Origin of the sequence: Aeribacillus composti, from assembly GCF_031760945.1 — a bacterium.
GTDB lineage: Bacteria > Bacillota > Bacilli > Bacillales > Aeribacillaceae > Aeribacillus > Aeribacillus composti.
Genome location: NZ_CP134501.1, coordinates 526,003 through 539,572, shown reverse-complemented (window position 1 = coordinate 539,572; position 13,570 = coordinate 526,003). Strand labels below are relative to the sequence as shown.

Sequence of the window (13,570 nt, the reverse complement as noted above, 5' to 3'; positions counted from 1 at the left end):
AACTCATCCCCTACATTTTTTGATTGAATGGAAGCGAAAATTTCCTGTGTTTGTTTAATAAGAAGCCCAAGACAATATAAAAATAAAGTGTAAATGTTTTATCTTCTAAAATATTGTAAAATACTGCGGCTGTTGCACCAACAATTAGAAATGCTAATACTATCCATTTTTCCATTTTTTCGCGATTACTGCGAATAATCGTTATGATTACCATTACAAAAAAAAGAAAGAAAAACAAAGCGCCAACTACACCTGATTGAACTAAAATTTGTATATATTGATTATCGGAGTAGATTGGATTTTGAATTCCATAAGCCTTTAAAATCGGAGAACCAAACGCCCATGAGGCTGAATCGCCGTAAGTTCCAAAGCCGGTTCCAATCAGCGGATGTTCTTTAAAAATTTCTATTCCCTTTTTAATAATAAAAATTCTGCCACCTTCTGTGCTTTTTGAAATGGTATCATCTGAAAACATGTCAAAATAACGATTCTCTTTATGTATCTTTTTCTGAGATTGCTCTGCCAGCTGCTTGTCATTAAAATGATTTTCTATATATTCAGCAGTATAAGCAGTCGGCAAAAATATGATAAATAATGCAGCCGCAATCACAATGGTTTGTGATTTCACTAATTTCCACTGACGTGTTGCAGCTATAAAAACAAGATAAGCAATTGCGAATGAAAGAATCGTACCTCTTGAATAGGTCAATAATACAACGCCAAAAATTAGCGTTGCGATCACATATAAAAGTGGTTTAAAACGATCAAACTTTTTGATTAAATAAAAAATCGAAAAAAATGATATCATTAAATAAGTCGCTAAAATATTCGGATTTCCAGCAAGTCCATAAATGCGAATTCGGTTTGTTTCTGCCAAATCCATTTGAACCCACGCTTCTGGAAGAAGCAATGTGCGTAATGATAGCTTTTCAATTAAGCCATGAACAGATAAAACAGTTGCTAAACAGACAGTAACAAGAAAAAATTGTGCAATGTCTTTTTCAGTAATTTTCAATTCACTAACAATGATCATACATAAAAAAGTAAGTACGAATGCCCTGATTTGAAAAATAATGGAAGTTATCTCCACTCCTGTTATGAATGCTGAAACAACACCAATTAAACAAAAGAGAAGAAAAAAGACTGAAAATAAAAAAGTGCGTCCAAATCGTTCTTTATGTATGATAACTTTTTGTATGACAATAAGGAAAAATAACACACAAATGATTCCGTCCCCTAAATATTTCAATCCCGGGTTCATTTCAATTAAAAATGGGCGAATAGGGAAATAGATGATCAAAACAAAAATGGCAGATTTCCAATTTACCGAAATTAATGCAATAATGAGCAAGGAAATGAAATAGCCAATATATTGATTAGAGGTAAATAAAGCTGCTACCAATAATATTAGCGAAATCATGAACGACGAGTTCCTTAACCGTTCCATCATTATCACCCAATCATCATCTTTTCTAATTTATTATGTTTTAATACCAGTAATCATAACAAACCATTTTTAAGAAATTATTGATTTTTGCAAACAGAGTATTAAAATATCGTAAAGATTTCACCATTATTATTTCATTAGCAGCTTTTTAAAACGGTTATATCCGTCTCGATAGAAAAAATATATGCCAATTGCATAGACAATAGCTGCAACTATAGAAATGACCAGCAGCTGAAATAATGAATAAACATTTTGTAAAAATGCCGCTCTTCTTATCAAAATAATAACGGCAGCCATCATTACACATGGAACTACAATCCTTACTAAAAGCTGCAAAAGTTTTTTTTGCTCGCTAACGTGAAATTGGCGATAAACGTAAATGACTGTCAAAACAAGATAGTATAATGAAACAATGGAGCTCGATAAAGCTAAACCAATATATCCAAGTTTTATTGCAAAAAAATAATTTAAAATAACATTGAGCACTATTGTACTTACACTAACTATAAACAGAAATACTGTCTTTTCTTTTACATAGATCGCTTTAGAAACTACCGATTGTGTACCCTGTAACAAAATTAATGGTGCATAATAAATTAAGGCGGCAAACGTTTTTTTCGTATCCGCACTGGTAAATTCTCCTCTTTCATATACAAATGAAATGGCTAAATCCCCCAACAACATTACACCGATTGTTACAGGCAATAATAATAGCACGGATGATTCAACGCCAAGAAATACGGTTCTCTCAAAGCTTCGATCGTCCTCTACCTTTTCAGACAAAATCGTAAATATAATGGCCGCAATCGTTGTGCTGAAAATAGTGAAGGGAATGCTTACAATTAATGAAGCATTGTTTAAATATGTGACAGCTCCGCTAATTGTACTTGTAGCAAACATTTTGTCAACGAACATATTAATTTGACCGACTACCGAATTGGCGACTGAAGGGAGAAATAATACAATGATGCTTTTTCGAAATTGCCTCTCTATATTAAAAGTAAATGCCCAATGATAGCCATTTTTTTTTAAATAAAAAAATTGAATGAACACACCCAAAAGGGTACCGATAATAAACCCGTAAATTAAGCTGTAAATTTCTAATACTTCCGATAATGTCAATGCAAATATTGCAGCAAACAACGTTGGCAGCAATTTTGATACATGAGCAGGAATAAAACTTCTTTTGCTTTGCAAATACGTATCCAAAATTCCGCTTAATACAATTAAACTTATAAAAGGCAGGAAAATCGCGGTTATTTTTACAGCTACATGTTCTGTTACTGCATTCATAGCTGGAAATAAAGTTTTCAAAATGATTGGATAGAAAGGAAATACAACAATCGATAAGCATAAAAAAAGGAAAACTGTATAATTTAATACAGCATTTGCATTTTGATCTGCTAATTGGCTATTTTTGTTCTTCTCTTTTATATATATTGGTAAAAAGGCATGATTAAATCCGCTAGAAATCATTGCTACGACTAATGTTATGAAAGAAAAAGCTATTAAATAGCCATCCGTATATTCATTTGCTCCAAACTCCTTGGCCATGATACTTTCTCTTAAAAAACCGGAAAGCTTCAAAACAATAGCCAAGATCGTTGACCAAATCGCCGCTTTTTTGAGTGTTGACATCATGACACCTTCTTTACCATAAACATTTACAAAAAGTTTTCTTTCATGAGATAAATATTCCTTTTTGCTTCCTGCTGCAAATCTTGAATACTTTTTGTTAATTTCATTTTAACGTTTTGTTTCTCCATCAATATTGCCCGGAAGTTTTCCAGTAAGCGCTGCTTTTCAAGATTTTCCATTGAAAAAGAATAACACCACAATCCGGTTCTTTCCAGAAAGTTTTTTACCTTCGGATCATAACTTATTCCAATATGCGGTGTCCCCATTTTGGCGGCAAAGATAAGGAAATGAAGCCGCATACCAATCGCAATTTTGGCATGCCTAAAAAAATATAAATATTGATGCGGTTTAAAGTCAGTGCTCAAAATATAGCACTTATCACGGTTCTTCATTAAACCCATCACTTTTTCAGACTGTATCCTGTCATGTTCTCCCTCCATTGGAACAAAGACGGGCGTGAATTGATCCTTTTCAATTAATTCATCAAGCGCGTCCGCTAAAACTTGAAATGCCTGATGATGACGAAACCATGGACGAACTGAGACAGCAATAATTTTTTCTTTACCTGTTAACGGTAAACTTTTATAACAGGCATCATCCTGCTTTATTTTAAAAGCAAACACAATATCCGCCGTTACGACTGTTTTCGGCTTATTTATCCCCAATTTTATAAGCAAATCCTTTGAAAACTCATCCCTTACTGTTATAAAGTCTGCCATATTTGCAAATATTTTCATTAAAATTTTTGCCCATCGGGTTTCAATCGGCCCGATACCTTGGGAAAAAAACATTACCTTCGTTCCACACAGCTTCGCTAAAAACACAATTAATAAATAATATGGCAAAGGTCCAAATAAAAATTTTGTCGAATATGTATCCTGCAAAAGCCCTCCGCCTCCACTTAACAATAGATCAGCCTCGCGAAGTGCCTGAATCTTTTTTAGAAAATCACGACGCCAGCCTCTATATATACTTTTTACTTGATGCTTCCGTGAGGTCTCTTCAGGGGACAGTGAAAAAACAGTTATATTAATCGGATCAATTTCCTCCCTTAAATTATCGATCATTGATTCCAATATAGCTTCATCTCCCGTATTCCCCGCACCGAAAAACCCTGATATCACGACTTTCACTTCATAAACCTCCCCCAAGAATGAATAGAGATGCCGATATGATATTATTATTTTACAATGAAGAACGCTCAAAATATGGGGTTTTAACATTTTTTACATGAACTTAATGTAAACGCAAATTAATTATGATTCATTATTGCCTTTCAAAAGAAATGGTAATCCTTTTTATAAATAAATGCTCAATTGTTGTATTTTAAGAGTTATTTGTGATTTTCTTAAATGACTTGATTAAATCCAATAGTTTTTTTCGCAGGTTTTTTAAGAACCTTTTCATTTCCTCAAATGATGAGACTACCTTCTAAATCCAGTTAAAAAAAGATGATTTTTCACTTCATTTGCGGTGCACCACTCTGTCACGCTGCTTTTTATGTTTCTTCCAACTTTATCTTCCATTCATTTTAATGTAGGTTAAAAGATGTGTAGATTTGGTGTATACTATCATCGATCCCAAAAAATAGAAATTATATAATAAAAAATTCCCTTATTAGGAGAATTACTACCTAATAAGGGAATGATTTAATAAAGAATTAAATTGTTCTATAGATTGTTTTGTATATTTTTCAAAATTGAACGAATTGAAATTATAAGGGTTCAATAAAAACTTACGCATTCCTTGATAAAGCCCTTCCGTACTATTTTCTACAATAATAGCCTCATTATTTTGTAAATATTTTACTGTTCCTTCTAAATCTACTGTAATGACAGCCGTTCCAACGGCGAGAGATTCAAATACTACCAGACCTAATGCTTCATAATAAGAAGATAATACAAAGGCATCACATAATTTTAGTAAGGCGTACGGATTGCTCATTCTTCCAAGAATATAAATAGACGATTTTGCTGAACTGTTTCTTACTTGCCGAACGGTTTTATTCTTTAATGGACCATGAGGAGCAATAATAATTAATCTTGTATTTGGATTTTCTTTATTAACTTTTTCAAAAGCTTCAATTAGCCGTTCATGCCCTTTTTCATACGCAAAACGCCCAATGTTAATGAAGAATTTAATATTTTCGTCAAATAATTCATTTAGCAATCGAGATTTACTTTTGCCAATAGTTTTTTCTATTATGATTTCATTTGCTAAATTTATTTTTTCCTCGATTCTTTTTGCAATATTAACATGGTTTTCTTTCATTAGTTGATCCAAATCATCCCGTATGTTTAGATTATTATATTCTTGAAATCTTTCATGGCTCTGTAAAAAAAGATTAATATTTTTATTCAAATGTTGGAAATTTATTTTTTCTGTCGGAACATAAGCATACGTAACAGAAGTTGGAAGGATCGTTGCAAAAATATTTTCTTTTGCAAGTTCACGCACGCGTTTTTCACCAAAAAAGTTATTTACTGTGAAAATCTTTCCTTTTGTAAAGGGCAAATTATTTTCCAAATCATCCTTTAACGATCCATTTACAATAGCGATCTTATCCGCTTTCTTGTACGCTCCGAAAATAATTTTTTTACTATAACTTTTCTTTGCTTCATACTCCTTAAACATATCGGTGTGGACAAAAATAATTTTGTTGATATTTTCATCTAAGTGCGAAAGTAATTCCGCAAATTTCCGATCAAAGCCAGTATAATGAATGTAATCATCTATTTTTAAATCCCCAAAAAAACGCCTCTGCTCAGGCAAAAACATGTTTTTGACAAAATGTTGTACAACTGGCCCTTTAAACCACTCATATTTAAAATAAAATTTATAAAATATACGCTCAATAAAAGTACCATTTAGTCCGCCTGGGATTGGATAGTACAAAACTCCCTCTGGTAGATCCCGCACTTTATAAAAATGTTCTTTTTTTAGTCGTTTACGTTCAAAAAATAAGATGTAGTTTCTTTGAGAAGTATCAATATTATTTAACGTGTTTAACAAGGCAGACGTTATTCCATTATCCCATAAACCACCACAAAAAATAGCTGTTGTTTTTTTGCCGTTATAGATATCCGTTTCTGTAATACAATCGTAAGTTGTATCATTAAACAAATAATCACATAAAATTTTAGTGCCTTCAATATTGTCAAATGGGCAAAATTTTTCTTGCATTTCTTTGTATGAAAAAGTTTTATTATCTCTTAAAGCAATTAATAATTCGTCAACTGTTTTTGCTTGAACAAATGGATAATCGTCAATATCTTCATATACACCACGTGTACTAAAATAATCTTCTTTATCATATGTGTAAAGCACAATTTTTCGCCCTGTAACAAGAAAATCATACATTACTGATGAATAATCAGTAATCAAAACATCAACCGCAGTTAAAAATTGGTAAACTTCATATTTTTCAGGCATTGAATATATGTTTTCAAATTCAGAAAGATCAATATTCGCTTGAAAAGGATGTAATTTCACAAAAAATATTTCATTTTTTTGGAGTTTTCCGGAAATTTCTTCTAAATCAGAGAGGATTTTGCTGTGGTCATGATTAACACGCCCGACACTTCCTCTCCAAGTGGGCATATAGAAATATATTTTTTCGTTCGTTACTCCTAGTTCAGAACGAATTTTTTGGCGTATTTTTTCATCAAACATTACAGAGTTTCTAGGAGAGGGACCAACAACCATTTTCCCCTGATACACACCAGAAATATTGAAAGCATGTTCAATAATATTTCTTGTATATTCATTATTCACTATAATTTTATCTGTCATATAAAAGTTTTTTTGCACATTGCCAACTTCAGTAACATTTTCTAAATCCTTCCCAAGTTTTTTTAATGGGGTGCCATGCCATATATTAATATAAATTTGTCCTTCTTTCTTATTGAAAAAAGGATAAAAAGTAGTATCATTGAACAGATATTTGGCACTTGCAAGCAACCTGCAATATTCCTTAGAAAGGTGCTTAACAACCTTTGCACGTTTTATATTTTGATCGTTTAAAAATTTTTGTATTGACTCAATATTTTTTGCCGCAACAAATAAATTTAAATGATTATAATTTTTTTCCAGTTCTTGCAAAATGTAAAACATATGACCAGAAATATTTGCCCCATGAGTAGACTCAATTAGAACGCAGTTTTGTTGAATTTTTAGCTTTTTATAATATTTTTGGTAATAATATAAATATTTGTTTCTATTAAAGTTTTTAATTTTCTTTTTTAATTTTTCAGTAATCATATTTTACTACCTTTCTGCCTAGATGTTAGCAAAGAAAGTTTCAGATAGACTTACCTAAATTATTATAATTGTTAACTATTTAAAAGTAAATGGTTCATGTCTATTCATTAAAAGATATATTTATAACGGGTTAATTGAGAATAAAAAAGGGAAAACCTACAGAATCAAACATAAATTCTGTAGGTTGAGCCATTTACCTTTTTATGAAAGATTCATGTACCCAAACTATTTTTCCATCTAACCTTCCGCGATACCATGTGTTTTTCCCAACAGTTTCAGTCAAATGTACTTCGAAAGCCTTCCCTTTATATGGGGAAAGATTTTCATAAACTACATCTTTTTTTCCACCCCAAGCCTTGCTATAGGCGCTACCGATTCCTTTGATCGTAAACAATTTTGCTTGTTTGTCTACTGCTTTGTGGGTATTTACAGACATATTTTTTGCTTGTACCCATCCGACTACACCATTTATACTGCTTGGCTCTAAACTAATTAAATAATACAAATCTCCATTAAAGGTCGCTTGTTTTTTAATATAGTATACTCGGTTGGTATACTCTACGCCTGATGTAATGGCTGTCGATGGATCACCTAATGTTTTGTAAATTTTCACTTGTCGTGTCCGAATATGCCCCAACTTGCTTGTAGTTCTTGTATCAGCTAGGTTGACTGAGTGAATCCATACTTTTTTATTATCTAAAAGACCTCTGTACCAAGTGTTGTTACCAACTTTTTCTGTAAGGTCAACTTTGAATTCTTTTCCCTTATAATCTGATAAGTCTGTATAAACAATATTTTTCTTTCCACCCCAAGCTTTATTATAAGCACTATCATTCCCTATGATTGTAAACAATTTTGCTTGTTTGTCTACCGTTTTGTGGGTATTTATGGAAACATTTTCTGCTTTTGCCCATCCGACTACACCATTGGTGCTGCTCGGTTTTAGACTAAGCAAATAGTACACTTGGCCATTCACAGACGCCTGTTTTTTAATATAGTACACTTGATTAGTATATTCTGCACCTGATGTAATGGCTGTCGATGGATCACCTAATGTTTTATAAATTTTCACTTGTCGTGTCCGAATATGCCCTAGCTTGCTGGTGGCTGTTTCTTGAGCTTTTGTCACATAACTTGAATGAATAAATACCGTTTTGCCGTTTAATGTTCCGCGGTACCAAACATTTTTCCCTACATTTTCCGTCAAATGGACATGGAAAACCTGATCTGTAAATTGGGAAAGATTTTCATAGACTAAATCTTTCTTTCCTCCCCAAGCTTTCCGATAAGCGCTGCCAGTTCCTTTGAGATAATAAGTTTTTCCCTGTTTATCCACTGTTTTATGACTGTTAACCGCCATGTTTTCTGCCCTTACCCAGCCAACTACTCCTGATGTACTGCTTGGGTTTAAACTTATCAAATAGTATTTATGACCACTGACAATTGCTTGCTTTTTAATATAATACACTTGGTTTGTATATTGTGATCCAGCTTTAAAACTTGATGTACTATCCCCTATTTTTTTGTGAATTTGCACATTACTATTGCGGATATGTCCGAGCAGGCTTGTTGCATATTGTTTAGATAAATAATTTGATTGGATCCATATTTGTTTACCATTTAAACTTCCTCTGAACCAAATCGTGTTTCCAACTTTTTCTGTTAAATTGACGACAAATTGTTTCCCTTCAAATGCAGATAACGTATTATATATGATATTTTTTTGGCCTCCCCAAGCCTTATTATAAGCTTTGCCTGCACCTGTAACTACAAACTCCTGTTTATTATTTTTAATGCCCACATGTTCTTGAACAGTTAGATCTTGTGCCTTGACCCAACCCACTAATCCTTCTCGATTACTTGGTTTTAAACTCAATAAGTAATATTTTATTCCATTTAAGCTGCTTTCTTGTTTAATATAGTAAACTTGATTTGTATATTTTTCTCCAGCAACCATATAATTTGCTGGATTAAGTGGATTAGGGTAGATACGCACGTTTCGTGATCGAATATGCCCTAGTTTGCTAGTATATTGCTTTCTCTTTGCAGTTAGCTCATTATACTTTTGTTTAACAAGTGTTACAAATTGATTCCAATTATATCCCCACTTTTGAAAATATCCATGGGGATCAACATGATCCGTACCGCCTAAATGGATGCTGACTGCTCTGTGTGACCATAATGTCCCCTGACCAGCGGTTTCAGCACTTGTAACACCTAAATTATATCTATATAAGATATTTGCAATGTAGCTAGCATAGTTATTAATAGATCTAGCAAACTGATCAAAGGTCTTAACTCTTACTAATTCTACGTGAACAAAGCGAGGATTGGCATATTTTCCTGCACCCCAAGCCTTTAAGTCAGTTGGATGAATTTCAATAATTCTTGAATGGTCAACAAAAGCATGGACAAATGCATTATTATAGTGTCTTACCATATAATTAATTTCATTTGTTATTGACGAATTATCATTTGCCGTTTCATGAGCCACTACGCCTTCTACTCGACCATAGCCATAACGATAATTCATTTTAGGAAATATCATGATATGATTATATTCTGTTCTAGCTACAGGTAATTTTTTTGAATTAATGTAACGATTGACGTCTGGATAGCTTTTAGCTTCTGCATAAGATGGAGTTATAAAACTAAAAATAATTACAATAAAAATTGAAAAGAATGCTATAACAAAATTCTTCATATTACCTCCTACTTCCCAGCTTTTACTCTATATTATTTTATCGGCCAATTTTCCCATAAATAAAGAACTAAAAAAAGCTATTCAAAAGGAAATGCTTTTGAATAGCTTTTTTTATCACTTATTTTTTATACTCCGGTATTTCAAGAACCAAAGTATACGAATCTAGTAATTTGTACATATTATACATACTAGCTGTTTGTTTATATGCCCAACCGATATCTGTAGCATATTGCTTTCCGTATCTTTTGTTTACATCAGCAAAATCAGGATCCCATCGCATTTTATATAAAGTGTCCCGCCCATCGTAAACATACTTTTCAGCAATAAACTTCGCACCGCCAACAATAGCTTTTTCAGGTGTAAACCATCCTTCATCATATGCTCTTTTAACACCACATTCTACTGCGCAATTATCATAAGCACCTATTCCATACATATTATATACAGTTTTTCCGTTGTATTTTATACCATTCGCAAGAGCAGATGTCCCATTTCCTGTCTCCAGCAGTGCGTGGGAGATTAAATAAATTTCATTTATTCCGTATTTTTGGCCAGCTTCTATAAAAGAACTTGCTTTGCCTTTTAAAATCCCTTTATTATATAAAATTTTATTATTAATCTCTGCCGCATTCAGATTAGCACTAGCAGACAGTTTCAAAAACTGCAACAATCCCCGAAGATCGTTTGTGAAATTGTTAGGATCCAAATAATATTTTACATCAGCTTTGCTGGCAAGTCCCCATCTAGTGTTTTTTACATGGTACCAAATCTTGCCGTCATTATCCTCACTTTTAGCGCTACCGTAAATAGGAAGCTCTACATTTCTTACTTGCTCGTATTCAGGATAACTCGTACTTGGACCTCTTCTAATTTTCCAATTTGCATCTTTAACAAGTCCATATTTTTGACCGTTTTTCGTATAAATTTTTTCAAAGGCATCTTCTCTAATCCACAGTTTATAAGTTATACCGTACTTATCTGTTACTGGATTGGCCTTCATTTGAATATTAACCATCTCATCGAGGGTAATATTGTAATTTTTATACAACGTTGTATATAAAAAAGAACTATGGATCCAAACGGTTTTTCCATCTAACGTTCCTCTATACCAAGTGTTATTGCCTACCTTCTCAGTCAAATGAACTCTAAAAAGATTTGTTTCATACTGTGATAAATCTTCATAGACTAAATTTTTCTTTCCGCCCCAAGCTTTATTATAGGCGCTTCCAGTTCCTTTCACAAAAAATACTTTTGATTTTTTATCAACTGTACTGTGAGTACGCACTGACATATCCTCTTCTTTAACCCATCCAACTAACCCTGATGTACTGCTTGGTTGAAGGCTGAGCAAATAATAGAGTTGGCCATTCACCGTCGCTTGTTTTTTAATATAATACACTTGATTGGTATACTCCGCACCGGATGTAAAAGATGTCGATGGGTCTCCTAATGTTTTGTAAATTTTTACTTCTCGTGTCCGTATATGTCCTAGCTTGCTGGTGGCAGTTTCTTGAGCATTTGTCACATAGCTTGAATGGATAAATACCTTTTTCCCATTTAGCCATCCTCTATACCATACATTGTTGCCAACTGTTTCAGTTAGGTCTACTTGAAACTTCTGATTTTTATATTGGGAAAGATTTTCATAAACTAAATCTTTCTTTCCACCCCAAGCCTTGCTATAAGCACTGCCTGTTCCTTTGATGAAAAATACTTTTGATTTTTTATCAACTGACGTATGAGGATGAACTGACATATCCTTTTCATTCACCCAGCCCACTAAACCTGATGTACTACTTGGTTGGAGGCTAAGTAAATAATACAGTTCACCATTCATCGTTGCTTGTTTTTTAATATAGTATACTCGGTTGGTATATTCCGCACCGGATGTAAAAGCTGTCGATGGGTCTCCTAATATTTTGTAAATTTTTACTTCTCGTGTCCGTATATGTCCTAGCTTGCTGGTGGCAGTTTCTTGAGCATTTGTCACATAGCTTGAATGTATAAATACCTTTTTCCCATTTAGCCATCCTCTATACCATACATTGTTGCCAACTGTTTCAGTTAGGTCTACTTGAAACTTCTGATTTTTAAATTGTGAAAGATCCTCATAAACTAAATCTTTCTTTCCACCCCAGGCCTTGCTATAAGCACTGCCTGTTCCTTTGATGAAAAATACTTTTGATTTTTTATCAACTGACGTATGAGGATGAACTGACATATCCTTTTCATTCACCCAGCCCACTAAACCTGATGTACTACTTGGTTGGAGGCTAAGTAAATAATACAGTTCACCATTCATCGTTGCTTGTTTTTTAATATAGTATACTCGGTTGGTATATTCCGCACCGGATGTAAAAGCTGTCGATGGGTCTCCTAATGTTTTGTAAATTTTTACTTCTCGTGTCCGTATATGCCCTAGCTTGCTTGTTGCACTCTCTTTTACCGATTCCAAACTCACATAGCTTGAATGTATAAATACCTTTTCCCCATTTAGCCATCCTCTATACCATACATTGTTGCCAACTGTTTCAGTTAGGTCTACTTGAAACTTCTGATTTTTAAATTGTGAAAGATCCTCATAAACTAAATCTTTCTTTCCACCCCAAGCCTTGCTATAAGCACTGCCTGTTCCTTTGATATAAAGCAATTTGCTTCTGCTGTCTATTGTCTTATGATCATGGGATGATATATCACTTGCTTTTGCCCAACCAACAACACCAATGGTACTACTAGCTCTTAAACTTAGCAAATAAAATTGTTCTCCATTAACAGAGGCTTGTTTTTTTATGTAGTAAACCCGATTTGTATACTCTTCCCCAGCTTCAAATGATTGAGTAAAATCATTTAAATTCTTATAAATTTTTACTGATCTTGTTTTTATGTGTCCTAGTTTGCTAGTTGCAGTTTCATTTACAACATTTGAATCTGCAGTTTGACTAATAGAAAAGGAACCCATTTTAATAGATGATTTGTTTTCTACTGTCTCTTTCACTGTCTCATCTTTTTCTTGCTGCTCTTCATTTTCCTCATTTTTCACAGCATGACTATCAATGTTATTAGATTTTTCAACAATATTTTCGTCAATATTATTTGTTTGTTCTGATCTTATGTTTTGTTGACTTTCATCTAGAATACTTTCATTATTTGAAGCTGATTCGTTTTCAGAATTTATATCCTGATCTGGAAGTTTTAAATCCTGTTCCCCTTCATTAATCGCTTCCTGTTCCATGGAATTTACATCTTGCTCACTTTCATTATTAATGGAAGCATTATTTTGATTTGCTAAGCTTTGATCCGCAAAAACTGCCGAAGAAAAGCTAGACAAAATCAATAAAACAATACATGAAATTGATAACTTTCTCATTGTTTCCTCCCTTCCATCAAAATAACAACATTGCGCTAAAAGCCTTTATTATTATAACATAATATCTTATGATTTAAATTGAATTTTTACTAAATATAATAATTAAAGTAAAACATAACCATACATGTTATTTCTTTTACAGAAAAATATGTGT

At 33.0% G+C, this 13,570-nt stretch carries 6 protein-coding genes; all 6 read right to left on the bottom strand.

Annotated features, from left to right (window positions below):
- Window positions 1–10 precede the first annotated feature (10 nt).
- The 6 genes from RI196_RS02705 to RI196_RS02680 all read right to left on the bottom strand — a co-directional run bounded on the left by RI196_RS02705 (window position 11) and on the right by RI196_RS02680 (window position 13,416).
- Window positions 11–1,420 (bottom strand): O-antigen ligase family protein, encoded by a 1,410-nt coding sequence (locus RI196_RS02705; RefSeq protein ID WP_158640166.1) that lies wholly within the window; start codon window positions 1,418–1,420, stop codon window positions 11–13.
- A 156-nt stretch (window positions 1,421–1,576) separates the two neighbouring features.
- Window positions 1,577–3,085, bottom strand: coding sequence for a murein biosynthesis integral membrane protein MurJ (murJ, locus tag RI196_RS02700; RefSeq protein ID WP_130158272.1), 1,509 nt, complete (start codon window positions 3,083–3,085; stop codon window positions 1,577–1,579).
- Between the two features lie 26 nt (window positions 3,086–3,111).
- Window positions 3,112–4,218 carry a polysaccharide pyruvyl transferase CsaB gene (gene csaB, locus RI196_RS02695; protein WP_311066844.1) on the bottom strand — a complete coding sequence of 369 codons (1,107 nt, stop codon included), beginning with the start codon at window positions 4,216–4,218 and terminating at the stop codon, window positions 3,112–3,114.
- Between the two features lie 496 nt (window positions 4,219–4,714).
- On the bottom strand, window positions 4,715–7,345 hold the full coding sequence (locus tag RI196_RS02690) for a CDP-glycerol glycerophosphotransferase family protein (RefSeq protein ID WP_066246884.1): 2,631 nt from the start codon (window positions 7,343–7,345) through the stop codon (window positions 4,715–4,717).
- Window positions 7,346–7,538: 193 nt separating this feature from the next.
- Window positions 7,539–10,049 (bottom strand): GW dipeptide domain-containing protein, encoded by a 2,511-nt coding sequence (locus RI196_RS02685; RefSeq protein ID WP_311066843.1) that lies wholly within the window; start codon window positions 10,047–10,049, stop codon window positions 7,539–7,541.
- A 118-nt stretch (window positions 10,050–10,167) separates the two neighbouring features.
- A complete protein-coding gene (locus RI196_RS02680) occupies window positions 10,168–13,416 on the bottom strand; it encodes an N-acetylglucosaminidase (RefSeq protein ID WP_311066842.1) in 3,249 nt (1,082 codons plus the stop codon).
- Window positions 13,417–13,570 lie beyond the last annotated feature (154 nt).

Coding starts and splice junctions, on each gene's coding strand:
- RI196_RS02705 (WP_158640166.1), bottom strand. CDS start 1,420: ATGATTTCGCTAATATTATTGGTAGCAGCTTTATTTACCTCTAATCAA.
- murJ (WP_130158272.1), bottom strand. CDS start 3,085: ATGTCAACACTCAAAAAAGCGGCGATTTGGTCAACGATCTTGGCTATT.
- RI196_RS02690 (WP_066246884.1), bottom strand. CDS start 7,345: ATGATTACTGAAAAATTAAAAAAGAAAATTAAAAACTTTAATAGAAAC.
- RI196_RS02685 (WP_311066843.1), bottom strand. CDS start 10,049: ATGAAGAATTTTGTTATAGCATTCTTTTCAATTTTTATTGTAATTATT.
- RI196_RS02680 (WP_311066842.1), bottom strand. CDS start 13,416: ATGAGAAAGTTATCAATTTCATGTATTGTTTTATTGATTTTGTCTAGC.